The organism is Pseudomonas sp. B21-056 (assembly GCF_026016325.1).
Lineage (GTDB): Bacteria > Pseudomonadota > Gammaproteobacteria > Pseudomonadales > Pseudomonadaceae > Aquipseudomonas.
In genome coordinates, this window is the sequence record NZ_CP087203.1 from 5,804,516 (window position 1) to 5,829,020 (window position 24,505).

At 53.4% G+C, this 24,505-nt stretch carries 33 protein-coding genes, 1 pseudogene and 2 riboswitches; of the genes and pseudogenes, 23 read left to right on the forward strand and 11 right to left on the reverse strand.

Annotation, left to right across the window (positions count from 1 at the left end):
• The first annotated feature begins 214 nt into the window (after positions 1 to 214).
• Together LOY67_RS25375 and LOY67_RS25380 are read left to right on the forward strand one after the other, a co-directional pair.
• Positions 215 to 682 carry a helix-turn-helix domain-containing protein gene (locus LOY67_RS25375; protein ID WP_265064916.1) on the forward strand — a complete coding sequence of 156 codons (468 nt, stop codon included), beginning with the start codon at positions 215 to 217 and terminating at the stop codon, positions 680 to 682.
• 150 nt (positions 683 to 832) lie between these two features.
• Positions 833 to 1,441: pseudogene (locus LOY67_RS25380) on the forward strand (histidine phosphatase family protein); the annotation flags it as partial.
• Positions 1,442 to 1,735: 294 nt separating this feature from the next.
• Here LOY67_RS25380 and LOY67_RS25385 read toward each other — a convergent pair.
• Positions 1,736 to 1,984 carry a CsbD family protein gene (locus tag LOY67_RS25385; RefSeq protein WP_265064917.1) on the reverse strand — a complete coding sequence of 83 codons (249 nt, stop codon included), beginning with the start codon at positions 1,982 to 1,984 and terminating at the stop codon, positions 1,736 to 1,738.
• A gap of 186 nt (positions 1,985 to 2,170) precedes the next feature.
• On the opposite strand from LOY67_RS25385, the gene LOY67_RS25390 reads away from it, so the two are divergent.
• Both LOY67_RS25390 and LOY67_RS25395 read left to right on the forward strand, forming a co-directional pair.
• A complete protein-coding gene (locus LOY67_RS25390) occupies positions 2,171 to 2,380 on the forward strand; it encodes a hypothetical protein (protein ID WP_265064918.1) in 210 nt (69 codons plus the stop codon).
• On the forward strand, positions 2,377 to 2,874 hold the full coding sequence (locus tag LOY67_RS25395; RefSeq protein ID WP_265064919.1) for a hypothetical protein: 498 nt from the start codon (positions 2,377 to 2,379) through the stop codon (positions 2,872 to 2,874). Before LOY67_RS25390 ends, LOY67_RS25395 begins: the two co-directional genes overlap by 4 nt.
• 91 nt (positions 2,875 to 2,965) lie before the next feature.
• Here the strand turns inward: LOY67_RS25395 and LOY67_RS25400 are convergent, their stop codons facing one another.
• Complete coding sequence (locus LOY67_RS25400) at positions 2,966 to 3,766, reverse strand: hypothetical protein (protein WP_003395009.1); 801 nt, start codon at positions 3,764 to 3,766, stop codon at positions 2,966 to 2,968.
• Positions 3,767 to 4,107: 341 nt separating this feature from the next.
• On the opposite strand from LOY67_RS25400, the gene LOY67_RS25405 reads away from it, so the two are divergent.
• The 3 genes from LOY67_RS25405 (at position 4,108) to LOY67_RS25415 (ending at position 7,438) form a co-directional block, all read left to right on the forward strand.
• On the forward strand, positions 4,108 to 4,536 hold the full coding sequence (locus LOY67_RS25405; protein ID WP_070994346.1) for a hypothetical protein: 429 nt from the start codon (positions 4,108 to 4,110) through the stop codon (positions 4,534 to 4,536).
• A 320-nt stretch (positions 4,537 to 4,856) separates the two neighbouring features.
• Positions 4,857 to 6,419 carry an ATP-dependent nuclease gene (locus LOY67_RS25410; RefSeq protein ID WP_265064920.1) on the forward strand — a complete coding sequence of 521 codons (1,563 nt, stop codon included), beginning with the start codon at positions 4,857 to 4,859 and terminating at the stop codon, positions 6,417 to 6,419.
• The gene (locus LOY67_RS25415; protein ID WP_265064921.1) at positions 6,404 to 7,438 is read left to right on the forward strand and encodes an AAA family ATPase; all 1,035 of its coding nucleotides are present in this window, start codon (positions 6,404 to 6,406) and stop codon (positions 7,436 to 7,438) included. The genes LOY67_RS25410 and LOY67_RS25415 overlap by 16 nt, the downstream gene beginning before the upstream one ends.
• Before the next feature lie 94 nt (positions 7,439 to 7,532).
• Here the strand turns inward: LOY67_RS25415 and LOY67_RS25420 are convergent, their stop codons facing one another.
• Positions 7,533 to 8,159 (reverse strand): hypothetical protein, encoded by a 627-nt coding sequence (locus LOY67_RS25420; RefSeq protein WP_265064922.1) that lies wholly within the window; start codon positions 8,157 to 8,159, stop codon positions 7,533 to 7,535.
• Between the two features lie 174 nt (positions 8,160 to 8,333).
• Here LOY67_RS25420 and LOY67_RS25425 point away from each other — a divergent pair, with 174 nt between their 5' ends.
• Entirely contained in the window at positions 8,334 to 8,726 is a 393-nt protein-coding gene (locus LOY67_RS25425; RefSeq protein ID WP_265064923.1) for a hypothetical protein, read from the forward strand.
• A gap of 6 nt (positions 8,727 to 8,732) precedes the next feature.
• Here the strand turns inward: LOY67_RS25425 and LOY67_RS28370 are convergent, their stop codons facing one another.
• Positions 8,733 to 9,188: a helix-turn-helix transcriptional regulator gene (locus tag LOY67_RS28370; RefSeq protein WP_320109996.1), complete on the reverse strand. Its 456-nt coding sequence runs from the start codon at positions 9,186 to 9,188 to the stop codon at positions 8,733 to 8,735.
• Between the two features lie 157 nt (positions 9,189 to 9,345).
• On the opposite strand from LOY67_RS28370, the gene LOY67_RS25440 reads away from it, so the two are divergent.
• The 3 genes from LOY67_RS25440 to LOY67_RS25450 are packed head-to-tail and all read left to right on the forward strand — an operon-like array spanning position 9,346 to position 10,646.
• Positions 9,346 to 9,741 (forward strand): DUF6957 family protein, encoded by a 396-nt coding sequence (locus tag LOY67_RS25440; protein WP_265064924.1) that lies wholly within the window; start codon positions 9,346 to 9,348, stop codon positions 9,739 to 9,741.
• 42 nt (positions 9,742 to 9,783) lie between these two features.
• A complete protein-coding gene (locus tag LOY67_RS25445) occupies positions 9,784 to 10,254 on the forward strand; it encodes a hypothetical protein (protein WP_177045807.1) in 471 nt (156 codons plus the stop codon).
• 2 nt (positions 10,255 to 10,256) lie between these two features.
• Positions 10,257 to 10,646, forward strand: a complete 390-nt coding sequence (locus LOY67_RS25450; protein ID WP_265064925.1) for a hypothetical protein — start codon at positions 10,257 to 10,259, stop codon at positions 10,644 to 10,646.
• Positions 10,647 to 10,729: 83 nt separating this feature from the next.
• On the opposite strand, the gene LOY67_RS25455 is transcribed toward LOY67_RS25450, so the two are convergent.
• Entirely contained in the window at positions 10,730 to 11,491 is a 762-nt protein-coding gene (locus LOY67_RS25455) for a hypothetical protein (protein WP_177045809.1), read from the reverse strand.
• A 262-nt stretch (positions 11,492 to 11,753) separates the two neighbouring features.
• Entirely contained in the window at positions 11,754 to 12,194 is a 441-nt protein-coding gene (locus LOY67_RS25460) for a 3'-5' exoribonuclease (protein WP_265064926.1), read from the reverse strand.
• 463 nt (positions 12,195 to 12,657) lie between these two features.
• Here LOY67_RS25460 and LOY67_RS25465 point away from each other — a divergent pair, with 463 nt between their 5' ends.
• The 12 genes from LOY67_RS25465 to LOY67_RS25520 all read left to right on the forward strand — a co-directional run bounded on the left by LOY67_RS25465 (position 12,658) and on the right by LOY67_RS25520 (position 20,379).
• Entirely contained in the window at positions 12,658 to 12,993 is a 336-nt protein-coding gene (locus tag LOY67_RS25465; protein WP_265064927.1) for a hypothetical protein, read from the forward strand.
• Positions 12,994 to 13,127: 134 nt separating this feature from the next.
• Positions 13,128 to 13,189: riboswitch (Fluoride riboswitch) on the forward strand.
• 138 nt (positions 13,190 to 13,327) lie between these two features.
• Positions 13,328 to 13,711 (forward strand): fluoride efflux transporter CrcB, encoded by a 384-nt coding sequence (crcB, locus tag LOY67_RS25470; protein ID WP_265064928.1) that lies wholly within the window; start codon positions 13,328 to 13,330, stop codon positions 13,709 to 13,711.
• 10 nt (positions 13,712 to 13,721) lie between these two features.
• On the forward strand, positions 13,722 to 14,045 hold the full coding sequence (locus tag LOY67_RS25475) for a DUF190 domain-containing protein (protein WP_047338306.1): 324 nt from the start codon (positions 13,722 to 13,724) through the stop codon (positions 14,043 to 14,045).
• 96 nt (positions 14,046 to 14,141) lie between these two features.
• A riboswitch (Fluoride riboswitch) is annotated at positions 14,142 to 14,214 on the forward strand.
• Between the two features lie 79 nt (positions 14,215 to 14,293).
• On the forward strand, positions 14,294 to 15,640 hold the full coding sequence (locus LOY67_RS25480; RefSeq protein ID WP_177106100.1) for a voltage-gated chloride channel family protein: 1,347 nt from the start codon (positions 14,294 to 14,296) through the stop codon (positions 15,638 to 15,640).
• Complete coding sequence (locus tag LOY67_RS25485) at positions 15,637 to 16,002, forward strand: hypothetical protein (RefSeq protein ID WP_265064929.1); 366 nt, start codon at positions 15,637 to 15,639, stop codon at positions 16,000 to 16,002. The genes LOY67_RS25480 and LOY67_RS25485 overlap by 4 nt, the downstream gene beginning before the upstream one ends.
• A 34-nt stretch (positions 16,003 to 16,036) precedes the next feature.
• Complete coding sequence (locus LOY67_RS25490; RefSeq protein WP_265064930.1) at positions 16,037 to 16,360, forward strand: DUF190 domain-containing protein; 324 nt, start codon at positions 16,037 to 16,039, stop codon at positions 16,358 to 16,360.
• Positions 16,361 to 16,402: 42 nt separating this feature from the next.
• Positions 16,403 to 16,669 (forward strand): hypothetical protein, encoded by a 267-nt coding sequence (locus LOY67_RS25495; RefSeq protein WP_265064931.1) that lies wholly within the window; start codon positions 16,403 to 16,405, stop codon positions 16,667 to 16,669.
• Positions 16,670 to 16,772: 103 nt separating this feature from the next.
• Positions 16,773 to 17,114, forward strand: coding sequence for a hypothetical protein (locus LOY67_RS25500; RefSeq protein WP_265064932.1), 342 nt, complete (start codon positions 16,773 to 16,775; stop codon positions 17,112 to 17,114).
• Positions 17,115 to 17,187: 73 nt separating this feature from the next.
• Positions 17,188 to 18,471 (forward strand): phosphopyruvate hydratase, encoded by a 1,284-nt coding sequence (gene eno / locus LOY67_RS25505; protein ID WP_265064933.1) that lies wholly within the window; start codon positions 17,188 to 17,190, stop codon positions 18,469 to 18,471.
• A 116-nt stretch (positions 18,472 to 18,587) separates the two neighbouring features.
• On the forward strand, positions 18,588 to 19,118 hold the full coding sequence (gene ppa / locus LOY67_RS25510; RefSeq protein WP_265064934.1) for an inorganic diphosphatase: 531 nt from the start codon (positions 18,588 to 18,590) through the stop codon (positions 19,116 to 19,118).
• A 108-nt stretch (positions 19,119 to 19,226) separates the two neighbouring features.
• Positions 19,227 to 19,652, forward strand: coding sequence for an EamA family transporter (locus LOY67_RS25515; RefSeq protein WP_265064935.1), 426 nt, complete (start codon positions 19,227 to 19,229; stop codon positions 19,650 to 19,652).
• 175 nt (positions 19,653 to 19,827) lie between these two features.
• Positions 19,828 to 20,379, forward strand: coding sequence for an arsinothricin resistance N-acetyltransferase ArsN1 family B (locus LOY67_RS25520; protein WP_265064936.1), 552 nt, complete (start codon positions 19,828 to 19,830; stop codon positions 20,377 to 20,379).
• Positions 20,380 to 20,405: 26 nt separating this feature from the next.
• Here LOY67_RS25520 and LOY67_RS25525 read toward each other — a convergent pair whose 3' ends face one another.
• From LOY67_RS25525 to LOY67_RS25545, 5 genes are read right to left on the reverse strand one after another with little or no spacing between them, the layout of a single operon-like run.
• The gene (locus LOY67_RS25525) at positions 20,406 to 21,479 is read right to left on the reverse strand and encodes an ArsO family NAD(P)H-dependent flavin-containing monooxygenase (RefSeq protein WP_265064937.1); all 1,074 of its coding nucleotides are present in this window, start codon (positions 21,477 to 21,479) and stop codon (positions 20,406 to 20,408) included.
• A gap of 29 nt (positions 21,480 to 21,508) precedes the next feature.
• Positions 21,509 to 21,931, reverse strand: a complete 423-nt coding sequence (arsC, locus tag LOY67_RS25530) for an arsenate reductase (glutaredoxin) (protein WP_265064938.1) — start codon at positions 21,929 to 21,931, stop codon at positions 21,509 to 21,511.
• Positions 21,932 to 21,950: 19 nt separating this feature from the next.
• Positions 21,951 to 22,664 carry an arsenical resistance protein ArsH gene (gene arsH / locus LOY67_RS25535; RefSeq protein WP_265064939.1) on the reverse strand — a complete coding sequence of 238 codons (714 nt, stop codon included), beginning with the start codon at positions 22,662 to 22,664 and terminating at the stop codon, positions 21,951 to 21,953.
• A 47-nt stretch (positions 22,665 to 22,711) separates the two neighbouring features.
• Positions 22,712 to 23,182, reverse strand: a complete 471-nt coding sequence (locus LOY67_RS25540; protein ID WP_265064940.1) for an arsenate reductase ArsC — start codon at positions 23,180 to 23,182, stop codon at positions 22,712 to 22,714.
• A 16-nt stretch (positions 23,183 to 23,198) separates the two neighbouring features.
• Positions 23,199 to 24,482, reverse strand: a complete 1,284-nt coding sequence (locus LOY67_RS25545) for an arsenic transporter (RefSeq protein ID WP_265064941.1) — start codon at positions 24,480 to 24,482, stop codon at positions 23,199 to 23,201.
• Positions 24,483 to 24,505: the final 23 nt, after the last annotated feature.

A 24,505-nucleotide genomic window follows, 5' to 3' on the forward strand; every position in this document is an offset into this window, starting at 1 on the left:
ATAAACGTCGGACTTGATGAGCGCGTCTCCAATCGAGACGTCCCCGGGCGTGTCTAAGGTGCTGCTCTCATGACCAATCCATCACCAATCCAGACATAGCGCCGCTAGGATAAAACGACTGCCTGGCAAGCCATATGTCACGATAATATCACTATGGTCTGTTTATCGAAACACGCTTGCCGTGGCTCTATCCTCAGTTTTGAGGATCCGACCCATGCATCTGAAAGAAGCGCTGGCAGGAGCATTGCGTGGAGCTCGTGCTCATCAGGGGTTGAGTTACGAAGAGTTGGCGGGGGCAACGCACAGAACGTACGTGGGGAAGCTTGAGCAGGCCCGAGCGAACGCGACGTTGGAGAAACTGGACGAGATCGCTGACTATCTAGGCCTCGACCTTTTGACTATGGTCACTCTCGTCATTGCTGCGCAGGGTGACGAACTTCCATCCGAGGCTTTGCAACGTACTGCCATGCGAATCAGGGAATTCGAGATGTCTGGAGGGTGGCAGTTGGTCGAGGAGCAATTCAGTGACGGAAAGCTCATTAAGCGCTCCCAAGGCAAGCCAAAGCGGCCCGTTAATGCGGAATACATTCGAGCCTTGAAAGCGCAAGGTCTTGACCGGAAAACAATCGCTGAAAAACTCGGAATTGCACGGACTACCGTTCAGAAGTATTGGAATACATAAACCTCTAGGTTATCGCGATCCCTCTTTCTCTACGTGATGTCTTTCGTGCTCATGGCTGCGGTGTATCCTTGGGCAAGGTAGGCGCTTGTGGTGTTGCCCATAACGTAGAGAGCAGGTTCGGATGGCTGAAATAGTGGGGGTATTTGGTCGGTGAAGCACGTCAGACTGATTCGCCACGGGGAAAGCGCCGCGAACGCTGGAGAAGCCAGTTCGGATCATGCGAGCATCCCGCTAACGCCAAAGGGTGTGGAACAAGCGCACTTGGTGGCCAGGGCATTCGCCCAGGCCCCAGATCTGATCGTTGCCTCGCCGTTCTCCCGAGCGCAAGCAACTGCAATGCAGACAGTGGCTGCTTTCCCTTCAGTGCCGTTTGAAATATGGCCCATTCACGAGTTCACCTACCTTGAACCTGCACGGTGTATCAACACGACCGTTGCCCAGAGACGAGCTTGGGTGGAGGAATACTGGGCCAAGTCAGACCCAGCGTTCACGGATGGTGAAGGCGCCGAGTCATTCCTGGACTTTATATCTAGAGCTCAGTCTTTCTTAGATAGAATTGCAAAGCATCCTGCCCAGGACGTCGCCGTGTTTTCACACGGGCAACTCATCAATGCGGTGGCTTGGCTGATTGAGTGCAGGCCACAGAAGATTGACGGTCAAGCTATGGCCGAATGGCGAGAGTACGAGATCACTAATCACGTGCCTAACTGCTCTGGTTACAAGCTTACCAAGCACCCAGACGATGCCGGCTGGAGAGTAAGTCCTGGGGAGTTGCGAATTGGCGTAACTCAACGCGTACCAGGCAGATCCTACCAAGCGGTTCGCGATCCCGAGCGCCTGGTGATTGAGGAGCGGGCCCAGGCCCTATCGGCTGCAGGCTACCCGCTGCCAGACGATGATCCGGCTATGTACGCTGAGCAAAGGCTGCTCGAGGCAAGAGAGGCTGCAGGTTTATTACCCTCGCACTCTCCTGGCAGAAAACTGTAGCGGGAGTGCGAAGAGGGAAGGACGTTAGCGAGAGGTGTCACCTGGCTGGAGACACCTCCTCCCCGTTCAACGACGAAAAATACGATTCATCAAGATCAACGCTGCAGCACCAATCGCGAGGGCGGCGACTGGTTTTTCTTTAACGAACGTGGATACGCTATTCAGTGTATCGCCATAGGTTTTATTCAGCTGACCAGATGCTTGATGTCCCGCACCTTCAGCTTCCATCTTCGAATCACCAATCAGTTTTCCGACCGCGCTCTGCGCCTTGCCGGCCAGCTTTTCTGCTACACCTTCTACCTGTTCGCTCTTCATGATTCATCAGACCTTCGCGTGTGAGTGGGGAGTTCCATACAGCCCTGGTCGAGTGGCTACCAGCACGACTTTAGGGGCGTGCGCCTGATGATTAGTTCAATGATGATGAGCTGTAGGGACTGTCAGGAAAGCGTCTACTCGATACCCATGACTTGCGATGATGCATTTTTTAAGGAGGCAACATAAATGCCCAGTGAATACTCGCTCTCAGACGTTCTGGAAAGGATGTACCAAAACCAGCTGGCCCTTGAGGCTGCGCTCATGGAGCTGACCCTCCAGGTGGAAGCCCAGGGACATGCGGAAGTCGGCGAGAACGTCCGTGGTGCGCTTTACACAATTGGTGAGAACGCGGGGCACATAAAACAGGGCTTGGCCCGGCTCAAAAAGCTCCCATGAGGCAGCCGCTCTTTGATTTTGATCTCAAGCGTGTGTCACGTGAGCACTACATTACCGGCAAAGCTGCGATCAATTTTCCACATCCTGAAAGCACGACGGGCGGGTGGCATTTTCTGTCGTATTTCGACCGGGAGGCTGGGGTCGTCAAGGTATCGTTGGCGGGCATTCACTATCCAGATACCACCGACTTTTTTGGCGATGCGGGCGTAACTGACGTAACTGACCAACTGTTTCAGCGTGGTTGGTCGGAAGGGGGGCGAAAACTCTTTATGGCTGATCACTACCGAGCCGTAGCCGACATGATTGCGAAATGGGCACTCAGCGAAACGAAACATTGCAGCGTTGAAATTGACGAGTGGTTTCCGGCGTCAAATGATAAAAAGCGGTTGGTAGACCTTATTACTAATGGGATGCCGAAGATCTGCCATCGTGCAAAATCGGAGAAAGCTGAAATCTGGTTAAACTCGCAAACGAGCCGTTCTATTTGCAGGTAAACCAGGCATCGCCAGCAGCCCTCTTACACATTGCTTCAAGCTGATTTCCGGTCGCCGATGGTGAGTGAAGGAGGGGGTGTGGCAAGGACAATCACCCGCCCTGACTTGCAGGACTTACAGTTAGTTGGCTATTCGATTGAGGTTCTGTCAGTGGCACCCAGCGCAACCCCAGCCCCTTGATCAAATAGCGATTAGTCCGGTCAAAGTCCTGATCGTCCGAGACGGTGAAGCTGCCTGAGCGGAAGGATATGAGATTCATCTCCAACAAAAGAGTAATGGCCGGGCTGATGGCCGACCGAGGCACACCTGTCAGATCCATAATCCTGTCGTAGCTGACGATTGTAAGCCCATCGCGCCCTGTTAAATCTGCTTCAGAACGACGATCTTTGTTCCGAAGAGCGAGAAGCAGGATGTAGATTTTCAGTGCCATTAGGGACAGCAAGCTGTTGAGCTTGAAAGCTCGGAGCTTGAAAAGGTGTTTTCTGCTAACCGCAGGAGCATCACCCTCTTTTCCTCTTACGCGGTAGAGCCAGCTCTTCGGAATCTTTGCGTAGCCTTCATCCTCAAGCCAACGGCAGACGTAAAGCAGCGAGCCGTCACGAGCCTTTGAGCTGTCGCTCCGGATGAGCCCATTGGCCAGAAGAATTCGCAAAGACCTGGCGATCACCAGCCGGGAATGCCCCAGCAAAATTCCAAGCTCTTCATAAGTGGTCTTCACGAGACCTGAACGAAAGTCTGCGCGGGTGCAAATAGCTATGTAGGTTTTGAGCGAAGCAATCGAAGCATTCGTATGCAGCGCGCTAACCATATTTCGAGCGTCCCTGTGCTTGAACTCTCGTAACCCCCCGGCCATTGCCCAGCGATTTGGCATCTTGGCCCAGCTCATCTTCATTTCGACCTCCTCAACAAAGCGAAGCTGAGTACAAGGGCAATGCACAAGGCAAGGTTCAGCGGGTCTGCCGTCAGTGCCTGCTGAATCATCAAGATCATGTCGTTCATCTGGAAACCACTCCTTCGAGAATTAGTGGTTCGAAAGTACGATCTTCCAAACAATGTATCTAGATATAGGCGGATTGACTACTCAACTGAGCGAATGCCTATTTTTATTGGTTCATTGGGCTTCTACGCTCAAATCCATCAGTTCATCTGATATCTAACTATTTCAATCAGAATTGACATTCTGATGTTCAAAGTATTAAAAATGATTAACTCATTTTTCCGGAGGGTGAACGAATGATCCCAGTTACGGCGTTGCAGCTGCCTTTTCATCTGGCCATCCCTGGTGCCAGGGTTCAGCTAGTCGAGCAATCTGATGGATTTGTCATGAAGGTCTATCACAGTGGTGTCACTCACATACTGCACGCCCAGCGTCAGCACGTGCGCCTGTTCATATCGTTGAACAGGGCTGCGGCTTTCCTGAGTCGTCATAACATCCATATCTTTTCCGTCGCCACATCGAGTGCCACGCCCGCTGCCATTGAGAGCGACCTCGTACGCGAATTCGCTGTGACAACCACTTCGATCCCTACAACAATAAGCAAGCCTGGCCCATACCCGATCAAAAACGCGAGCACCATTCTTAAACACAGTGGTTCAGCCTCAGACGACGATCTTGCGGATCACTTCCTCCAAGAGCTTGAGGACTACAAGGACTCTCTTTAGCCCCACGTCGGTTAAAAGAGGCAGAGGTGATTAGTCATCACAACTGATACGCAGGACGCCCTTCCTGACTAGACCTCCAAAATCACTCTCCTCCACAGCTTCGCAGCAAGGCTCTGGGTCGTTGGAAGCAGGCGACAGTCTCAAACGTCGCCATCCGTCCCAGCTGTATCTACGAGCAAGAGAAACTGCTATACGAGGTCATCTGGTGGCTATAGGTTTGTTGCAAATAGTCCGGTTCTGTTTTGTGGAGCCGTGACGAACCTGACCCTATAAGTTAGGCAGTTTTCTCTCATTTTGACTTTCTCAGCTCAGGGCTAGACATGCACACCATAAGGAAAGTGGTAATTCAGAATTTCAAGAAATTCAAATCTCTCACGCTCGATTTCGAAGCTGGGAAGAATGTGTTGATCGGCAACAACGAGGCAGGAAAAAGCAGTATTTTGCTTGCCCTAGACCTCGCGCTCGGCGGGAGTCGCAACCGCATTGAAGCTCTGGGTGCAGAAGCTCTGCTCAACAAGGATTCGGTTGACACTTTCCTTGCTGGGGAGAAGAGCCTGGAGAAACTACCTGAGCTGATAGTCGACGTTTTCCTAGAGGAAGGTGACGACGAAGGCCTGTATGGAACCAACAACTCCCACCAGCGCCAGACTGACGGCGTGCGCATGATCCTTGCGGTGATGGCCGAGTATGGCGAAGCGGTGCAAGCCATCTTGGCTGATGATCAACCGAACTTCCCATTCGAATATTATGCGGTGCGGTTTGAAACGTTCGCCGGCAGGCCCTACGCAGCATTCAACCGCCCCATTAAGCACATGATGCTAGACGGTTCACGTATTGATGGCGATCACGCGTCTCGTGAATACACCCGAGCCGTTTACGCTTTCAACGCCCCCGTTGAAGACCGCTATAAACTTGAAAACCTGTACCGCCAAGGCAAGCAGGCTTTTACAGGACAACATCTCGCAGCGCTCAACGCTGACCTACCCGCGTATCAGTTTGACGTACGGAGTAGCGTCCGGTCGAACCTGGAAACTGACCTAATCATCACGGAAGACAATATTCCGCTTGAGAACCACGGCAAAGGAAGGCAGTGCTTCATCAAGACTGAATTTGCGCTGAGCAAGCACAAGCAAGGCGGCTTGGATGTAATGCTCTTGGAGGAGCCTGAGAACCACCTCAGCCATTCCTCCATGAAAGCACTTGTCGCCAAGCTAGCGGAGAACGAGAGCACCCAGCTTTTCATTGCAACCCACAGCAGCCATATCTGCTCAAGGCTTGATCTTAGGCATGCCCTTTTGATCGGCCCGAATGCAGCTGCTGGCTCACTTAAAGCCCTATCACCTGACACCGCAGAATTCTTCATGAAGGCCCCGGACAACAACGTCCTGGAGTTCGCGCTCTCGAAGAAGGTGATATTGGTTGAAGGTGATGCCGAATTCATCCTGGTGGAAGAGTTCTATAAGCAATGTACAAATGGGCGTCTACCGCATGTCGATGACGTTCACATAATCTCTATTGGGGGCACCAGCTTCAAAAGGTACATGGAGCTCGCTAACCTGCTCGGAATTCGAGTCGCAGCCATACGAGACAATGACAAGGATTATCAGAAAAACTGCGTAGAAAACTACGTCGACTTCGCTTCGGATAATGCCAAAGTCTTTGCCGACAAAGACAATGACCGTTCAACCTTCGAAATAGGGTTGCACAACGACAACGAGGAAACCTGCAAGGCCGTCTTCGGCCCAGGACGAAAAACTCTCTCCCCCTTGGAATACATGCTGGCAAACAAGGCAGAAGCCGCGTTTGAGCTGCTCAAGGGAAAGCCAGGCGAGCTCACCGTTCCTGCCTACATCGCGGAGGCAATCCAATGGATAAACGAGTGATGTTCGCCGTGGCAGGGTCAGGGAAGACCACCCTGCTAGTGAAGCGTCTGAGCCTAGAAAAGCGCGCACTGATAATCACCTACACGGAGAACAACTATCGCCATTTGCGCGATAGCATCATCAAACGGTTTGGCCATGTCCCAAAAAACATCAACCTGCTGAGTTATTTCACGTTCCTTTATAGCTTCTGCTATCGCCCTCTGCTGCAAGTGCATATGCAGACGCGGGGAATCAGCTTTCGAGCTCCGCACGCCCGTACGTTAAAGCTCAAACGGGACAATATGGCGTATTACGCCACTACAAGCGGCAGCGTTTACCACAATCGCCTCGCAAAGCTCCTAGAGACCGTTAATGCAATTCCTGACGTGATGGCGCGAATGGAGCGCTTTTACGATGAGTTTTATGTCGACGAAGTTCAAGACCTAGCAGGTCATGATTTCAACCTGCTAATGGCATTAGCGAAAGCCAAGGTTGAAATGCTATTTGTAGGTGACTTCTACCAGCATACGTTCGACACCAGTCGTGATGGAAACGTGAACAGCTCGCTACACGCCGACATTGGGAAATACGAAAAGCTTTTTCAAAAGGCGGGTGTGACTATCGACAAGGAAACACTGAGCCGAAGCTGGAGGTGTGGTGTCACCGTATGTGATTTTATTCGAACACATCTGCAGATTGATATGCAGTCACAGCATACCTACGAAACCGAAATCATTCCTCTGGCCAATCAAGTGGATGCTAACGCCGTACACGCCGATAGCAACGTGGTGAAGCTGTTCTATCAGGAGCATTACAAGTACGGGTGCCTGTCTAACAACTGGGGCGCCAGTAAGGGTTTGGATCACTACAACGATGTGTGCGTTGTGCTAGGTACTACTCACTGGAAGATCTATCAGACGTCCTCGCTCGCCGCGCTCCCCCCACAGACAAAAAACAAGCTTTATGTTGCGTTCTCACGGACTCGCGGAAGGCTGTACCTAGCGCCCGAAAAACTTTTCAAACCATTTAAAACGGACTAGGTCGTAGCCATGGGTGGTGATGTCTGGCGTAAGACCTTGTCCAGAAAGTATGCTCAGTATGAAGGGGAACCGCTGGGCATGACACCTAGCGTGATCAGTCGAAAGACTGGCCCTGCTCCATCTCCCCAATCCAGCTGTATGTGCCGTTTAGCCAAACGAAGACGCTGTTGAGCACCTCGCGCAAGTGCCGGATGTTGATATGCGTAACGTCTGGGAGATGGTCTTTACCACTGTTGGTCGTCGCATACCGAAACGCCATCGAGTCTGGGTCGACGTTGTCCAACTGGCGAATGAATTCGTGAACAGCAGTAGCGTTGACGTCAGAGCGCTCTAGCCCCAAGTCCTTGAGCAGATGCCGCAACTCCGACCACAGAGGCATCAACGGATGCTTATCGTAGTTCTTGGGCTCTTTGCCTGTCAGAGCGCGAGCACTCTTTAGCATCAGCTTGAACTGCAGCTCCAAGGAATGGCGGTACAGAAAAAGCAAAGGATAAATGCCGCTGTCCAATGGCACCTGACGATTCGCCATCGCCTCCACAAGACCGTCGGCGGCATCTTTGTATGCAAAAGCATAGAGGTCGGCACGAAAGTGAGACCAGTTCAGCATCGCGTTGTACTGCCAATCCTCACCCTGGATAAACAGCTGCTGGCCGGAGAAGTCTGCCGGCCACTGGATGGCCTCAAGCTCCGGTTCGAGCATCGGTAGCGATTCCTCATCCATATCGTCTCCTCACACTGGCCAGTCCAGGGTGTAGAACTTTACGAATCTGGGTGGACTACTGGCAACCTGTAAGTGGTTTTCTAGCGTGGACTACTGTGCGAGAAAGCGTGATCCAAGGCTGAGGTCACATTGTCCTTTTTGCTGGATACTGACATCGAAAAATGGCTCTGATCCATGCTGGGCACGGTTTGGTGCCTAATTGAGCCTCAGAGGGTACGTTATCGCGGTAGCCAGGTAGTCATTGAGGTAGGTGACTACCAGGACTTCACAAAGGCACTCGACAGATTTGAGCAGGCTGCGGATGAGGCTGAGGAAATGGCGTCATCTCTAGACCAGGCAAGACTGAATAGTGAGATGAAAAAGGTCGCGGAGACGGTTTCCAAGGATCAAGGTTTCATTTCCCTTCGTGACAAGCGAAAGCGGGCGATGTACGTCCTAAAGCATTACCGACAGGAGATTCCTGAGTCTCCATATCTTGAGCGACCCGATCAGGGATCAGAACCTATTGATCGGAACGTTGTTCTCGTTGCAGGGCAGGCCGCTGATATTCTTGAGTTTGAGACCTGAACAGGGTCAACCGCCAACGTACCACAGCCGGTTAACTGTGCTCTTGGGCAGTTCTAATTGCCGGCAAACCTCCGCTTGAGAAAGGCCTTCCGCCTTGAGATCGCGCACCGCTTTGAGTCTTTCTGCGGCAGCGATTCTCTGGGGCGTAGTGAGCTTTTGGGGTTCGGCAGGTAGCTGCTCATCAAGAACACCAAGCTGCATGAGTTCTTTCATTGTGTCATTCAGAACTGAGCGCGCGGTCTTGCCTTCATCGGCTGCGGCCACCAGTGTGAGAAAGGAGAGTGGCATTAGGCCTAGCGCTTTAGCTAAGTCGGCACTGAGATCGACGGTAGCCGATGTCGTCGATGCTTCCAAGCGGCTTATGTGTGCTTGGTCAGTATGATGCTGGAGGTCTGCTTGCGACAACCCATGTCGAACCCTCAGCCACTGTAGCGTTGCCGCATATGCCTTCCGCAAAGACATCCAGCGCACCTCTCCACAAAAGGAGACGGTATGCCCCGTTTGATGAGTTCCACACAAATGTATATAGTCATTGCGATGGGACGACAGGTGCGCCACCTTTGCGATCTGTACGTGCGCAGAGCCCTATTTTCTTTGTCGCCAAGAGGATCATCAATTTATGACTAATTCTTCTGAGCACGAGCTGCTGCGGGAAGGGGAAATCTCCTCTGCTGGCACGTCGCTGTCTCATGCAGAAGTGGAAGTATTGGTCGCGGGGCGCTTCGGTCGTAAGCCTTTTTGCACCGTCGAGGACTGGGTCATCTTCCACGTCGACGAGTCCCCAGAGTCGCTCGCGAAAGTACGAGCTACCGGTCTGGAACCGCTGTTCATGTATGCCCATTGCGTCATCCATGACGGTCATGGCCGGTTTCCGCCAGGGGGCTGGGTGCGCTCGACCCTGTGTAAATCGTTCGACGGTATTTGCCTGTTCGAGACGCGAAACACGGTGTACGTGCTCGTGGGAAAAGGGCGCGAGATGACTGCCTCGCTGAAGACAATATTTGGCTTATGTTAATCGCAGGCGCACTTCGCGGGCCTGCTCAACACGAGATACACGATGTTCAGGATTAGCATGCAAGACCAGGCCGGCCCGGTGGGAATGTTCGGGGATGGTCTCGCTCACTTTCACGCCATGTCGCGATCCTTGGTTACCCATTGGTATCACGTGAGCCTCAAGCGCCGGCATGAGGGGCGATTCGTAGCTTATGAAGAGATGCTGAACGATGAGCCTCGCTTGGTAGAGCTGCTGGTCTCCCAAGACGAGAGCATGGTCATTCAAGATGTCCAGGTCGTTACCCCGGCATGGATGAACAAAGGGTCAGGCTGGAAGATGGAAATGCTGAAATCACTTTCCATGGGGTTCAACCAGGCAGAAGTGCCAATCTGTGTTCTGCAGGTCGAGAGTGGTGATGTGTACGTCAATACCCATCAACGCGACCTGGATGTCGATGCCTTGGTTGGGGTCAGGGAGCTATATCGGCGCAGTGCTCCAACCGCCGGCGTGGCCTCAGCGTCGGAGGCTCTGTAGCTATGGACGACATCAATACCGTCGCAGTCGATTTACACGAAAAGCGCTACTCGGACTTCGACCTTCTTCGCATCGCCAAAGCAGTGAATCAAGACTACGACGGGCTGGTCACGGCCTACCTAGTGAATGTCCATATTCATGCATGCAGTGCCGTTGGCGTAGTTTTCAGTCACATTTGCCCTGGGCCGTACCAACGATTTGCAGATGGTAGGCTGATTCGGACATCGGACATTCAGTCCGTTACGAAGGAGGGAAAGTTTTGGGTTATCAACACGGTCAACTCCAAGTACGTGATTGCGACGTTTAGGCGTGATGTCGGGCGCCGCAGCTTGCGTGAGTTCTTACGTATAGCAGGCGCCAGGTATCTGCCAACGCCTGATCGACTGCAATAAATCCTGCATCGTTGTTGTACGGTAGCCCTTTGCGATGTTCTGCTGCGGCAAAAGGCTTTAAGGCGATCAGCCAGTACACGGAACTATCTCAGAGTCGGTCTCTGCCGGAGTGTAGGGCCGAACCGCGTGGACAGATACCGCTTGGCGTACCCGCTGATGAATTTATAACCTTCATCGATAGTCAGAGATGCTGTCTTGATTTCCTTCGCCTGCTGCTTGAATCCATGCCGCGACTCAAAGCCACTGATCGAAAAATTGTTAGCAGTCAGCTCAAAGCTTTTCTGAATCTTTTTGTCTACAGGCACAGTTAAACCGTACTTCGCCGTATAGGACTCAATTGTTTCGAGAATCTTGTAATAGGTAGTCCAACCGCCCTTTTGCTCAAACAGCTTGACCAAGTGGTAAGCGTCTTGGTACTCGCAAGCAAGCGATACAAGGTGAAAAACTAACGCGCTATCTTCGCGTTCCCTGCCTCGCGTCGCTGAGGCTGGGAGAGCACCGAGAAGGCCATGCAAATTACGCTTTTCGACGTAGTTTACGCTCCGGCCCTCACGCAAGAGGCGCGCAATCCGGAAGGGGTGTCGCTGGTTCCACAGCAAAGCCATTGCTCCGTTGAACAGCGACAGAAGCTCGTGCGCTACCTGCCAGGCCACATCAGGGTCATCTTCGATATCGCCGAAATGTGAGGAACTGAAGCTGAAGTGGTCATTTGTGCAGTCGAGGTAGTCGTCGACTCCTCCCCACACCCAAAAATGCCCGTTGTTATCGTTCTCGCGAGAAAGCTGATGCAAGTACATCGGAATGCCGCTGGTAAGTTCGACTTCCCATTCAATTGTGGAGCTCATTTAGGGTCGTAACCTCAGAATCCTGGAATTGGCAGCCTGCTGCCATGCTTAAAAGGCAGTGAATCTAAGACAGGCTGCTGCAGGTCTGCAATAGGGATGCGTTCTCTCACAACCAACCCTGCCACCGAATTAGCTAAAACGGAATTGGTCGTCAAACTGGATCTACGCCTTTCTAGACACCGGCGGGACGGTCAAAGACGACACTACAAATAGATCAATGATGTCCTCTGCGCTGGTCAGGATACCCCCTCCCTCGGCTCACTCACGAGAACATGCCGGCGATAATCCTGGCGTCGAGCAAGGCGTGGTGAGGCAGCTCTTCACCCTCGCTAGTCGGAGAAAGCGTCGTCGCATCGGTAGGAAAATTGCGAACGATTCTGGGCCATCGTCCGTCCTCATATGCCAGGTCGCAAAAAAGCTCCCAATCGTACTGAGGGGCATCCGTGACGATCTCGACCTCATTTTTGAACAACGTCAGAAACTTGAGCAGAGACAACCTGGCTTCAGCTGTGGGTAGCGAGTAGCTCCCTCCCCACAGCTGCGGAAGGACGACTTGTACGACGAAATCGCTACAGTCTTCTTCTCGCCATGAGTCGAGCAATTCCACGTAGAATTCGCGCCCATCCTCAGCCACCAATGCGAGTGATATCAGCTTCGCTTCTGCTGATAGCCGGGTAAACTCGCAATCAAGAAAGAGCCTCATGTTAGAACTCCGCAATGGCTAGGGCTCGCCTGGATATGGCGCAGGAAGGTCAGCTATGGGAAATGGCCCTCGAGCATCTTGGCTCAGACGGACTCCTCCAAGCGGTCATCGAAATGTGGAGCCGCGCCGCGCCTCCGCCCAGACCGTTGGTAGAGCACCTGTCCATCAATCAGGTGAGTCAGGACGTCTTGAGCATACTGAAAATTGCCCAGCAGCGGGTAGGTGCCATCGTGCCAGGTCGAACGCATGATGCAGGCACAGTCACGCTATACGCTCGTCACGCTAGCAACTTAGTTGATGGGCTCATTACACTGCTGCCAAAGGCACAGCTTTCGCGAGCCTTGCGAGGCTCTTGTATTGAAATCGAATTGGGGATTTGACGTCCCCGCAGGCTCCACGAACACAGGTCAGCAACAATCCTATTAGAGCTTTCCCAGCGAAATGCGTCCCTTTGAGATGTTCTATGAACTCTGATTTAACTGAAGAAGAAATGCGTCGTGCCCTTTTCGGCACACCTCAGCCAGAGGAGCAAGTTTCTACCCCGCTAGTGCCGGAGCCTGTGGAAGAAGTTGTGCTCACCAAACCGGTGGTCGCTCCAGCAGCGAAGAAGAAAGTGGCAAAAGCACTTACGCCTAGGCTGCGGGTCACGCTTCGGGTTGGTAACGAGTTTGAAGGGAAAATGGTCGAGTTGATTCACGAGGCTGATACGTTGAGCTCGTTGCTTGCTGAGCAAGAGGCTGTGAAGGCGGCTAGGAAGAAATACAAGTATGTTGAGGTGGTATCGGTTAAATCGATGTAGACGCGCCAACTGACCTAGTTGCGCAAAGGGTCGGCCCGTACCTTGATAATTGATCAAGCATCTTGCCTCGCCAAAGGCGCCTTAAGATCGCCCGCATGTATGGCTCTTGATGCTATTGACGCAGATGCTATAGGATCAGATCAGGAGATGGCATTCCTCCTTTAACCGCCTTCGTGCTGATGATGCCTACGTGAACCCTGGACAGGGTGCGTAGGTGTATCCGCTTCCTGTCCCCAATCTAGGACAGGATTATGATCCTACTACCCCAGTCGTCACTCCCGCGTTGTGCTTACCTGGTATCTACTTGGCCTAGGTCTGACGAGGTGAGCCCGCCATGCTGAAATCACTTGTAGTTATCGCCGTTGGCGCGTCACTTGGTGCCTGGTTGCGCTGGCTCTTGGGCATGAAGCTAAACGCTCTGTTTCCGACGATTCCCCCAGGCACAGTGGTTGCAAACATGGTTGGGGGCTACATCATTGGCCTAGCCATCGCGTTTTTGGCCGCATCTCCCACCCTGAGTCCTGAGTGGCGTCTGCTGATCATCACGGGTTTCTGTGGCGGGCTTACAACCTTTTCCACGTTTTCGGCAGAAACAGTTGCCCTGATCCAGGAAGACAGGCTGCTGTGGGCGCTCGGTTCGGTTTCATTGCACGTCGTGGGCTCGCTGGCGATGACGGCTGCCGGGCTTCTGTCCTATCAAATGATCGGTACGCGTTGAGGAGATGAAAATGAAAGGTTTTCTGGTGATTTTCTTTACCCAACAGAACCGTCGTTATCAGGGAAAGATGCTCGGCGACTGGATCGTAGATTTGGCGAAAGAAATGGGACTACGTGGTGCGACCCTATCTACGGGTATCGAGGGTTTTGGGCATACCGGTCGGCTACACTCCTCCCATTTTTTTGAACTGGCGGATCAGCCTACCGAGATTCGCATGGCTATCACCGAGGACGAATCTGAACGGTTGTTCGTACGATTGGAGCTTGAGGAAATCTCGGTGTTTTACATAAAGACTCCAATTGAAATGGGCTTCGTCGGCAAAAAAACCACCTAGTCCGGCATCCTTTTACCAAGCAAGGCTTCAGGAGATCTTCCTGTGCTTACTGCCTCCGTAACATGATTTTACATTTTGAGCGGAGCTAGCTAAGATCGACGGATTGGAGATGGCATTCCTCCATTAACCAACCGTTGCGCCCGTAGCAGCTGATGATGCCTACAGAAACCTGATCAATCAGGTCTGTAGGCGTTCGCGCTCAGATTCCCTTTTTGGTCAGGCCCACTTACTTTTTTGTGGCTGGCCAAATGTCTAAATTTCGACGACCTGAACAACTCGACTTACTGCCCTATATAGCGAAATGGCTTGCGCTTGCTGGTCTTGTAGCTCTTTTGGCAGGCTCTGCTTCTGCGTTATTCCTCCTTTCTTTGGATCATGCCACCCAGTGGCGAGAAACCCATCCCTGGGTAATCTGGCTCCTGCCAGTGGCCGGCTTTGCTGTGGGACTTGCATATCACTTGATAGGCAAACCCGTTGATGCCGGAAACAACCTGATCATCGATGAGATCCATGATCCTAAGAAGATCGTGCCTTTGCGCATGGTGCCGATGGTGCTGATCGGAACCGTGGTTTCCCACCTTTTTGGTGCATCTGTGGGACGTGAGGGGACGGCGGTGCAAATGGGCGGTGCCCTTGCCGATCAACTGACGCATGTCTTCCGTCTGCGCCGCGAAGACCGTCGGGTGATTCTCATGGCCGGCATTAGCGCTGGCTTTGCGTCCGTCTTCGGCACACCCCTCGCTGGAGCTTTGTTCGGACTTGAAGTGTTGGCCATTGGACGTATGCGTTACGACGCGCTTTTTCCATGCGTAGTTGCGGCAATCGTTGCTGACCAGGTGGGGCAAGCCTGGGGGGTGGTTCACACGCATTACGTCATTGGCGAAGTGGTTCCAGTACAGCTCTGGAGCGTCATGGCTGTCGTAGCCGCTGGGATTGTCTTTGGCCTTACCGGTCTGCTATTCGCGACAGCGACCCACAAGCTCGGTGCTTTGGTTAAGCGGCTTATCACCTATTCACCATTAAGACCCTTCGCCGGCGGCCTGCTGATCGCAGTCGCCGTGTGGGCGCTCGGTAGTAACCATTACATCGACGTCGATAAGTACATCGGACTGGGTATTCCGAGCATCGTCCAATCCTTTCAAATGCCAATGGCCCCTTGGGATTGGCTTGGAAAGATGGTGTTCACCGTTGTCTCCTTGGGCACTGGATTCAAAGGCGGTGAAGTGACACCGCTGTTTTACATCGGTGCCACCTTGGGGAATTCGCTGGCTCCCCTCTTGCACCTTCCCTTCGGCATGCTGGCTGGTATCGGCTTTGTCGCCGTCTTTGCCGGTGCAGCTAATACGCCACTGGCAACCATCGTCATGGCCATGGAGCTCTTCGGGCCCGAAATTGCTCCGCTTGCAGCCATTGCCTGTATCGCCAGTTACCTCGTATCCGGACACACCGGGATCTATCACGCCCAGCGCGTCGGCCACAGCAAGCATCACCGTCCTCTTCCGGAGGAAATCCGGCTCTCTGATATCAAGCAATTTCATGCTGAAAGTGAATCCGCCAGCGAGCGGAAAGTGACTCTTGTGGGGGAAGAGAAATGACCGAACATCACCAAGATCGCCTGACAGCTTTGCAACTCTATTTTCCTGGCGCTAGCCGGGCTCGGGTTACCAGCTTCTGGCACCACCTAAGCGCACCTGCACTAGCCCAGCACCTCCTTAAAGTTGCTCAAAAAGCAAAAATTGAGCAGGTCATGCTCAAGACGATTTCTGCAGGTTATTTGCCAGGCCATCGCATCTCCCATCATCACCCGGAGCTTGGCGATATGCGTCATCCCCAGTGTCTGGAATTACTGGATACAGAGGGCAAGCTGCGCACCTTCCTGCGCGACCACGCTGACGAGTTGCGCAAGGTGCGAGCAGTTCTCCTCTTATGCGAGTTACCGCTCGGTGACGCCCTGTAATTCAGTCGCTCTCGCCACATTAGAGGATGTTGCCATGAATGGCTTTCAACTGACGTTTTTCACTGAGCAGAGTACCAACTACCAGCACCTTACACTGGGAGAGTGGTTGGTCGAGTTCGCCAAGCGAGAGGGAGTGCTGGGTGCGACGTTAGTGAGCGGTACGGAGGGGCTGGATCATTTGGGACATTTGCATACCGCGCATTTCCTCAGCGGTGCTGATCATCCGGTCACAGTGACGATATCCACTGATGAAATTGGGTGCGACAGGTTGCTGGAGGCATTGGCCAAGGAGTCGTTTTCACTGAGCTATATCAAATTGCCCATCGAATACGGTCGAGTGGGCAAGGCGAAAAACTAAAAAACGCACCTTGTTGGACAACCAATAAAAAGGATAAACGCCATGTACCGAGTTTATAACCTACGTCCACAGCCAGCCCCTGCTAACTGGGCTCGTGACAACAAGCCGCTTCTCGTAGGACTGGTTTTTTGGTCGCTTTTCCTGGCGGGCATTGCAGGCAGCCAAAAAGTATCGAGCGATGGTTGGTACATCGTCATCTCGCTCGAAGGTGCCTTAGTAACGATGCGCATGCCCAGTGAGAAGTCCTGCAAGGCCGACGTGACCCACACCTGCCTGCCGGGCTACGAGCTGAGAGCACAGCAAAATTGAGCGTCATGAGCGCGATGTCCATGTGTAACCCAAAGATGAGACTGCGAAATGGGGCTCAGCGACGCCGGCTCATTAAAACCACTTTAGAAAATTGGGAGACCACATGAGCGCAGTGATGCTGAGCATCGTATTCGGGCTTGTGATGGGCAGGTTTCTTACAGGATCCGTGTATGAATTCGCCGTGCTTTTCATCGTAAGCATTGGAGTGTCGTTGCTGACTTTTCATCTGCTAGATCAAAGGCGGGCTAGGCTGCAAGCCCAGACTGCGTACTGCTGCTCTGTGATGGTTGCGTCAAACCAAATGCTGGAGCTTTTCAAGATGGCCAAGGGAGGGCAGTTCATGCCCTTGGTGGGAGAGATTCCTGAGCTAATTATTGGAGGCTTCTTGGTTCCCGCAATTGCGGTGTCGGCAGTGCAGCTGTTCAGGATACTCATGGAGAGCTGACATCCGACATAGAGGCCTCTCAACGGATTCACATGGTTAATGACGTTCCCGAATCGTTACTTGGAGAAGATCTATGAAAACGAAAATCCAGGCCATTCATGCACGTGAAATTCTCGATTCGCGCGGTAACCCTACCGTTGAAGTCGACGTCACCTTGGAGGGCGGAGCCCTGGGCCGGGCATCGGTTCCATCCGGTGCGTCTACAGGCGCTCACGAAGCAGTTGAGTTGCGCGACCATGATTCCAAGCGGTACTCCGGCAAAGGTGTGCTAAGGGCCGTTAGCAATGTGAATACCGAGATATTTGCGTCTCTCAGAGGCCAGGATGCGGTTGACCAGGAACAGATTGATCATCTGATGATTAAGCTGGATGGAACATCTGACAAATCCAGGCTTGGAGCAAACGCTATCTTGGGCGTAAGCCTCGCCGTTGCCAGAGCGGCGGCTTCTGCGTTGAACGTGCCCTTGTTCCAATATTTGGGCGGCGAGCAAGCGGCAAGAATGCCCGTTCCAATGTTCAATATTCTCAATGGCGGTGTGCACGCCAACTGGCAAGGCCCTGACTTTCAGGAGTTCATGATTGCACCTGCAGGGGCTGGCAGTTTCAAGGAAGCCTTGCGCTGGGGCGCTGAGGTTTATCACGAGCTGAAAGCGGTGCTTAAGGATGCCGGTTACTCAACGGCGGTCGGAGATGAGGGTGGTTTCGCACCGGCTCTCAAGAAAAACTCAGATGCCATTGAGCTGATTATTAAGGCAATTGAAAGGGCCGGTTATACCCCTGGATCTCAGATCGAGATCGCTATCGATCCGGCATCCAGCGGATTCTATGAAAACGGTCTTTACCATCTGCGCTCTGAGGGTCGTAAGGTCGATGCTCAAGAGCTGATTAGTCTCTATTCCTCCTGGGTCGACAAGTACCCGATTGCGGTACTGGAAGATGGCCTTGCGGAAGACGATTGGTCAGGCTGGAAGCTATTGAATGCTGCTCTGGGTGACCGGATCGAGTTGGTTGGAGATGACCTATTTGTCACCAATGTCGAACGGATTCAGCGAGGCATCACAGAAAACGTCGCCAATGCCGTACTGATCAAACCCAATCAAATCGGAACCCTGGCTGAGACCAAGGCCGCCATCGAAATGGCCTATGGGGCAAATTGGGGGGCGATGGTTTCTCATCGCAGCGGGGAGACGGTGGACAGCTTCATCGCTGATCTGACTGTCGCGATGGGGACTGGCCATCTCAAGACAGGAGCTCCATGCCGGGGGGAGCGGGTCGAGAAATACAATCAGTTTCTGCGAATAGAAGAGCATCTTGGCAGCCGTGCGTTTTATGCAGGAGATGATGCATTCGTGCGCTGACATCCTATAGCCGGTAAACCTGTTGGACTGGTTACCGTAACAAAACCGAACCACGTGTAGCTGTTGGCAAAAACGTCAGCGGCATTGGCCTTTCCTAGACGCTTGGAGATATGAGCATGAGCTACGCAGACATCCCTGCTGGTAACGCCATCCCCGATGACTTCTTCACCGTTATCGAGATTCCTGCAAACCACTCGCCGATCAAGTACGAGGTGGACAAGCCGAGTGGACAAATTTTCGTAGACCGCTTCCTCAGCACGCCCATGTTCTATCCGGCCAACTACGGGTTCATTCCAAATACGTTGAGCGATGACGGAGACCCGTTGGACGTCTTGGTGATTTGCCCTTACCCGGTATCGCCTGGCGTTGTCATTCGTAGTCGCCCGGTTGGTGTGATGTACATGACGGACGAAGCTGGAGCGGATGCCAAGGTGATCGCGGTGCCTCATGAAAAACTCAGCTCTATGTACAGCAACGTAAAGGAATGCTCTGACCTCCCTGCGTTACTCCTCGCACAGATCCAGCACTTCTTCGAAAACTACAAGGCATTAGAGCCGGGTAAGTGGGTGAAGATGGGCCGCTGGGGGAGCGCGGATGAAGCGCGGGAAGAGATTCGCAAGTCGGTAGCGGCGTACATTCCGAAATAAGTCATCCGCAAGATTGACTGCGTCAGCCAGGAGTAGGTGCTGAGGGGAAAGTGATCTGTGATTGGCCTCTCAGTCGCTTGCAACATCAATGTTCAGGGAAATACACGCATGGAAAAATGGGTGGCTTATGCCTTCATCTCAATGTTTTTTGCCGGGTTTACTTCTGTGATCGCCAAGATGGGACTCGCAGGCATTTCAGCTGAGCTTGGTCTAACAGTTCGCACCCTGTTCGTGTGTGCCTTTGTACTCGTATTCGCGACCTGGGCTGTTCCGACACAGGAAGTGGCCAACATCACAAGCCGAAATCTGTATTGGCTGGGACTGTCTGGCGTTACCACTGCCTTGTCATGGATCTTCTACTACAAGGCACTGAAAGTAGGGGATGTCGCCACGGTTGCACTGATCGATAAAGGTAGCGTGGTCGTTGCCATGCTGCTCGCCGGTCTTGTGCTTAGAGAGGTCATTACGTTGCGCATGATTGCAGGCGCGGGCCTGATCGTGGCGGGGCTGCTGGTCATAGCCAAGAAGCCCTGACATGGATGAAAAGTGAATGCTCAGCGATGTCGCTAAAACATTGGCGGTCTTAATCAGCACCGATCCAAATGGAGATTGCGACGATTTCAAGAATGCCCACGACTTCATATTTCGAACATGTTCAAAGCTAAACTAAAAAGGGTAATGTTCAACTTTCGAATCAGGGACGACATACATGGCTTTGAAAATCCGTACGGCAGTGGTGGCAGATGCTGTTGCCATCCAGCGCATTTACGCCCCCATCGTTTCTAAAACAGCGATCTCGTTCGAAGAGACTCCGCCAAGCGCTGAGGAAATCGCTCAGCGAATAGAGACAACGCTTCAGATATATCCCTACCTGGTGGCCGAAGAAGGTGGGGAGATCAAGGGCTACGCCTATGCCAGCCAGCATCGCGCACGTCCGGCCTACCGCTGGGCGGTGGACGTGACGGTTTACATAGCTGAATCGGCTCGCCGACAGGGCGTTGGCCGTGAGCTCTATGAGACTTTGCTTCCGATCCTTGAAAAACAATGCTTTCGCGCAGCTTACGCCGGAATTGCTCAGCCCAATGAAGGCAGTGTGGGTCTGCACGAGTCGCTGGGATTCGTCCATATCGGCACATATCCGGAGGTAGGCTTCAAACTTGGGAGATGGCACGACGTCGGCTACTGGCGGCTCGGGCTGTGCCAGACAACACCTCCACAGGAGCCAATTCTCTTCCCTGAGCTTGAAGTCACATCACAGTAGGCGCACTCGATTTGCGTCGCGAGCGATCAGGCTTCGCTTGTAAGATAGCTTTGGACTTGGTTGACTACATCTCGAGCGGTACGGGTTACTCCGATCAATGTGGCGGAAGCAAGCCCCGTCCAATCGCCGTAGCCCACCAGCCACAGATTAGGTGAAGCAACACTCCGGTTTTCATTCACGGCGACTTTACCGTCATCGTCAACGATACCCAGGTTGCCCAGGTGGTTGAGCGCTGGAGAAAATCCAGTGCACCAGATGACAGCATCAATTTTCGTCTCGGCTCCCGATGGCCACACAACACCTGTTGAGGTGAAATGCGTGAATGGCCGTACCGCGTTCAACACGCCGCGTTCGCGAGCTTCCTTTACCGGTGGCACCATCACAATGTCTCCCAGCCCTCCAACGGGCTGTTGAGGCTCCATCCCTTCTTGTTGCGCCTTCAATTTAGCAGTTGCCCGCTCGAACAGGACGCGGCCATCGACCTCATCTGGAAGATACTTTGGCGCTTGCTGAGTCACCCAAGTTGCGTGAGCTACTTTCGAAACTTCGGCGTAAATCTGGGCACCCGAGTTACCACCGCCGACGACCAGCACTGTTTTTCCCTCGAACTCACTCGGCCCAACGTAATGAGCGGAATGGATCTGCTGCCCCTCGAAAAGCTCCTGTCGTGGATAGGTTGGAATAATCGGACTGCTCCACGTGCCTGTTGCACTGATGACCGCTTTGGCATCCCAGAAAGTATCCCCGGAAAAAACGCGTAACCCGCCTTCGATGTTCTCGACGTGGGTCACCCGCGTGGAACGGATGATGGGGAAGTCATATCGGCGTTCGTACTGAGTTAGATACTCGACAACATCGCCCCGCCCAGGAGTCCCCTCGGGTACTGCTGGCATGGGCCAGCCGGCAATTGAGCTCCAAGCAGACGGCGAGAATAGTCTCAGAGAATCCCACCCATGCCGCCAGGCCCCTCCCGGTGCAGACTCGGCGTCGAGTAATACGTAGGAAAGGCCTGTACGCCTCAAAAAATAGGCTACGGTGAGTGCGGATTGGCCACCGCCAATGACCACTACATCAAATTTCGAGTTTTGATTCACCAGCATCCCTCCAGGCCCATCTGCTTTACATCGGTTTAAACCCTGCGGCCATTCTCATCAATGACGACTTGTCCGTCTTCTTTGACGAAGCTGCCGCGCTGCTCTTGCGGCAGAAGGTCGAGGACTGCCTCTAACGGACGACACAAGCGTGTACCCAAGGGCGTCACGACGATGGGGCGATTGATCAGGATGGGATGAGCCATCATGGCACCGATGAGCTGGTCATCAGTAAGTGACGTATCGCCGAGTCCTAGCTCCTCGTAGGGAGTGCCTTTAATACGAAGCAGGGCCCGCACCTCGATACCCATATCTTTGATCAGCCTGACAAGCGTGGTGCGGTCAGGTGGGGTCTGTAGGTACTCGATAACCGTCGGCTCTTCTCCGCTGTTGCGGATCAGCTCCAAGGTATTGCGAGAGGTGCCACATTGCGGGTTGTGATAGATCGTGATCTGACTCATACCGTTTCCTCGCGGTGAGTTAAATGGAGCGCTGGTTGACGCGCTTGGACAGCTCTTCAGCTGACTCTTTACGCTCGGAGTAGCGATCAACCAAGTAGTCCTGGCGACCCCGCAACAGCAGCGTGAACTTCATCAGCTCTTCCATCACGTCCACCAGTCGGTCGTAGTACGAGGACGGTTTCATACGGCCTGCCTCGTCGAACTCGGTGAACGCCTTGGCCACCGAAGATTGATTTGGGGTGGTGAACATGCGCATCCACCGCCCCAATACCCGTAGTTGGTTGACCACGTTGAAAGATTGCGAGCCGCCACAAACCTGCATTACTGCAAGGGTCTTTCCTTGCGTAGGTCGAACAGCACCAATCGCAAGCGGAACCCAGTCGATCTGGGCCTTGAATACTGCGCTCATGGAGCCGTGCCTTTCAGGCGAACACCACACCTGTCCTTCAGACCATTGCATGAGTTCGCGCAACTCCGCGACCTTAGGATGTGTATCCGGAGCATCGTCCGGCAGCGGCAAACCCGAGGGATCGAAGATTTTGGTATCGGCGCCAAACTCCTCCAACAAGCGTGCTGCTTCCTGAGTCACCAATCGGCTGAAAGAGCGCTCTCGCGTCGATCCATACAGAAGCAAGATTCGAGGCTTATGGAGTGACGGTGTACGCGGCTCCAGTTGCTCCAACGACGGAATGTCGATCAGGTCGGCGTGTACGTTCGGCAATGTATCTTGCATAAAAACTCCTACGGCGGCGCCAGGTTGGGCACCGCCTCGGTTGATCTTTAAAGCGAACCGATGCGATTCAGTTCAGCTTTCAACTGTTCAGCGCTGATGGTCTTCAGTGGCAGCGCAAGAAATGCGCTCACGCGCTCGTGAATTTTGGCCAGTGTGGTTTCGAACGCTGCGCTAATGTCTGCTTCCGACCCGGTCGCGACGGACGGATCAGCCAGCCCCCAATGCGCCTTTAAGGCTGGGCCGAAGAAGATAGGGCATGCCTCACCCGCTGCCCGGTCACAGACAGTGATCACGATGTCTGGAGGTGAGCCTTCAAAAGCATCCGAAGCCTTGCTGCTCAAGCCCGCCGTGGAGATACCCGCCGCCTCCAGCGTTTGCAATGCCCGTTGATTCACCCGGCCACTGGGAAAGCTTCCTGAGCTGATCGCTTCTACACCCTCGGGCGCCAAGTGGTTGAAAAGCGCCTCGGACAGAATGCTGCGGCAGCTGTTGTGGGTGCACATGAACAAGACTTTCATCAGGCGATTCCTTGATTCAGAAACTGAGGCGCAGTGCCAGGGCGGACAATGTGGCGACGAGGATCGGCACGGTCAGCACGATCCCGGTCTTGAAGTAGTAACCCCAGCTGATCGTTATGTTTTTCCGTGCGAGCACGTGCAGCCACAACAGAGTTGCCAAGCTCCCAATTGGGGTGATCTTCGGGCCCAAGTCGCAGCCGATGATGTTGGCGTAAATCATCGCTTGCTGGACTACACCATCGACTTCGGCGGCATGAATGGATAAGGCGCCTACCAGAACGGTGGGCATGTTGTTCATGATCGAAGACAGCAACGCTGTTAGCAGCCCTGTACCAAGGGACGCGCCCCAAACGCCATAACCGGCGAACACGTTCAGGATCTGCGCGATGTGGTCGGTCAGGCCGGCGTTCTTCAGGCCATAAACAACCAGATACATACCCAAAGAAAAAATCACCACCTGCCATGGCGCCTCTTTGAGCACCTTGCTTGTGTTGATGGCGTGACCACGAGCCGCGATGACGTAAAGAATGAATGCACAGACCGCTGCAATGGCGCTGATTGGCACCCCCAATGGCTCAATGACAAAGAAGCCGATCAGCAGTAGTGCCAGCACCCACCAACCGGCTACAAAAGTCGCCCGGTCGTGGATTGCCTCGTCCGGATTGTCCAGTTGGTTGAGGTCATAGGTCTTTGGTAAATCTTTGCGGAAAAACCACAGCAACATGACTAATGTCGCCGCCACGCTGACGATGTTTACCGGCACCATGATCGAAGCATATTCGTTGAAGCCGATATCGAAGTAGTCGGCAGAAACGATGTTGACCAGGTTGGAAACCACCAGCGGTAAGCTCGCCGTATCGGCGATAAAACCGGCTGCCATAACGAATGCCAACGTAGCAGCAGGAGAAAAACGCAGCGCCAGCAACATCGCGATCACAATGGGTGTGAGGATCAATGCTGCTCCGTCATTAGCGAACAGGGCAGACACCGCTGCGCCCAGCAGGACGATAAATGCGAACAGCTTGCGGGTGCTCCCGCCTCCCCATCGGGCCACATGCAGCGCAGCCCATTTGAAAAGGCCTGCCTCATCAAGCAACAGACTAATGATAATGACCGCGATGAACGTTCCGGTAGCGTTCCAGACTATGCGCCATACCTCCGGTATGTCTGCGAGCGTAACGACACCTGCCAGCAACGCCACGATGGCACCGAATATCGCACTCCAGCCAACCCCAAGCCCCTTGGGTTGCCAGATGACAAGGACGATGGTGGCAATAAAGATCAATACGGCAATCAGCATTTCATTAATCCGGTTGGGCGTGA

What these genes read in the sequence shown, in the direction of transcription:
- LOY67_RS25545 (WP_265064941.1), bottom strand. Translation starts at nt 24,482, where the DNA reads ATGCTGATTGCCGTATTGATCTTTATTGCCACCATCGTCCTTGTCATC.
- LOY67_RS25475 (WP_047338306.1), top strand. Translation starts at nt 13,722, where the DNA reads ATGAAAGGTTTTCTGGTGATTTTCTTTACCCAACAGAACCGTCGTTAT.
- LOY67_RS25395 (WP_265064919.1), top strand. Translation starts at nt 2,377, where the DNA reads ATGAGGCAGCCGCTCTTTGATTTTGATCTCAAGCGTGTGTCACGTGAG.
- LOY67_RS25405 (WP_070994346.1), top strand. Translation starts at nt 4,108, where the DNA reads ATGATCCCAGTTACGGCGTTGCAGCTGCCTTTTCATCTGGCCATCCCT.
- LOY67_RS25525 (WP_265064937.1), bottom strand. Translation starts at nt 21,479, where the DNA reads ATGCTGGTGAATCAAAACTCGAAATTTGATGTAGTGGTCATTGGCGGT.
- LOY67_RS25490 (WP_265064930.1), top strand. Translation starts at nt 16,037, where the DNA reads ATGAATGGCTTTCAACTGACGTTTTTCACTGAGCAGAGTACCAACTAC.
- LOY67_RS25445 (WP_177045807.1), top strand. Translation starts at nt 9,784, where the DNA reads ATGTTCAGGATTAGCATGCAAGACCAGGCCGGCCCGGTGGGAATGTTC.
- LOY67_RS25410 (WP_265064920.1), top strand. Translation starts at nt 4,857, where the DNA reads ATGCACACCATAAGGAAAGTGGTAATTCAGAATTTCAAGAAATTCAAA.
- eno (WP_265064933.1), top strand. Translation starts at nt 17,188, where the DNA reads ATGAAAACGAAAATCCAGGCCATTCATGCACGTGAAATTCTCGATTCG.
- LOY67_RS25420 (WP_265064922.1), bottom strand. Translation starts at nt 8,159, where the DNA reads ATGGATGAGGAATCGCTACCGATGCTCGAACCGGAGCTTGAGGCCATC.
- LOY67_RS25375 (WP_265064916.1), top strand. Translation starts at nt 215, where the DNA reads ATGCATCTGAAAGAAGCGCTGGCAGGAGCATTGCGTGGAGCTCGTGCT.
- crcB (WP_265064928.1), top strand. Translation starts at nt 13,328, where the DNA reads ATGCTGAAATCACTTGTAGTTATCGCCGTTGGCGCGTCACTTGGTGCC.
- LOY67_RS25440 (WP_265064924.1), top strand. Translation starts at nt 9,346, where the DNA reads ATGACTAATTCTTCTGAGCACGAGCTGCTGCGGGAAGGGGAAATCTCC.
- LOY67_RS25450 (WP_265064925.1), top strand. Translation starts at nt 10,257, where the DNA reads ATGGACGACATCAATACCGTCGCAGTCGATTTACACGAAAAGCGCTAC.
- LOY67_RS25515 (WP_265064935.1), top strand. Translation starts at nt 19,227, where the DNA reads ATGGAAAAATGGGTGGCTTATGCCTTCATCTCAATGTTTTTTGCCGGG.
- LOY67_RS25460 (WP_265064926.1), bottom strand. Translation starts at nt 12,194, where the DNA reads ATGAGGCTCTTTCTTGATTGCGAGTTTACCCGGCTATCAGCAGAAGCG.
- LOY67_RS25480 (WP_177106100.1), top strand. Translation starts at nt 14,294, where the DNA reads ATGTCTAAATTTCGACGACCTGAACAACTCGACTTACTGCCCTATATA.
- LOY67_RS25495 (WP_265064931.1), top strand. Translation starts at nt 16,403, where the DNA reads ATGTACCGAGTTTATAACCTACGTCCACAGCCAGCCCCTGCTAACTGG.
- LOY67_RS25385 (WP_265064917.1), bottom strand. Translation starts at nt 1,984, where the DNA reads ATGAAGAGCGAACAGGTAGAAGGTGTAGCAGAAAAGCTGGCCGGCAAG.
- LOY67_RS28370 (WP_320109996.1), bottom strand. Translation starts at nt 9,188, where the DNA reads ATGTCTTTGCGGAAGGCATATGCGGCAACGCTACAGTGGCTGAGGGTT.
- LOY67_RS25500 (WP_265064932.1), top strand. Translation starts at nt 16,773, where the DNA reads ATGAGCGCAGTGATGCTGAGCATCGTATTCGGGCTTGTGATGGGCAGG.
- LOY67_RS25520 (WP_265064936.1), top strand. Translation starts at nt 19,828, where the DNA reads ATGGCTTTGAAAATCCGTACGGCAGTGGTGGCAGATGCTGTTGCCATC.
- arsH (WP_265064939.1), bottom strand. Translation starts at nt 22,664, where the DNA reads ATGCAAGATACATTGCCGAACGTACACGCCGACCTGATCGACATTCCG.
- LOY67_RS25400 (WP_003395009.1), bottom strand. Translation starts at nt 3,766, where the DNA reads ATGAAGATGAGCTGGGCCAAGATGCCAAATCGCTGGGCAATGGCCGGG.
- LOY67_RS25390 (WP_265064918.1), top strand. Translation starts at nt 2,171, where the DNA reads ATGCCCAGTGAATACTCGCTCTCAGACGTTCTGGAAAGGATGTACCAA.
- arsC (WP_265064938.1), bottom strand. Translation starts at nt 21,931, where the DNA reads ATGAGTCAGATCACGATCTATCACAACCCGCAATGTGGCACCTCTCGC.
- LOY67_RS25425 (WP_265064923.1), top strand. Translation starts at nt 8,334, where the DNA reads ATGCTGGGCACGGTTTGGTGCCTAATTGAGCCTCAGAGGGTACGTTAT.
- LOY67_RS25415 (WP_265064921.1), top strand. Translation starts at nt 6,404, where the DNA reads ATGGATAAACGAGTGATGTTCGCCGTGGCAGGGTCAGGGAAGACCACC.
- LOY67_RS25540 (WP_265064940.1), bottom strand. Translation starts at nt 23,182, where the DNA reads ATGAAAGTCTTGTTCATGTGCACCCACAACAGCTGCCGCAGCATTCTG.
- LOY67_RS25465 (WP_265064927.1), top strand. Translation starts at nt 12,658, where the DNA reads ATGAACTCTGATTTAACTGAAGAAGAAATGCGTCGTGCCCTTTTCGGC.
- LOY67_RS25455 (WP_177045809.1), bottom strand. Translation starts at nt 11,491, where the DNA reads ATGAGCTCCACAATTGAATGGGAAGTCGAACTTACCAGCGGCATTCCG.
- LOY67_RS25485 (WP_265064929.1), top strand. Translation starts at nt 15,637, where the DNA reads ATGACCGAACATCACCAAGATCGCCTGACAGCTTTGCAACTCTATTTT.
- ppa (WP_265064934.1), top strand. Translation starts at nt 18,588, where the DNA reads ATGAGCTACGCAGACATCCCTGCTGGTAACGCCATCCCCGATGACTTC.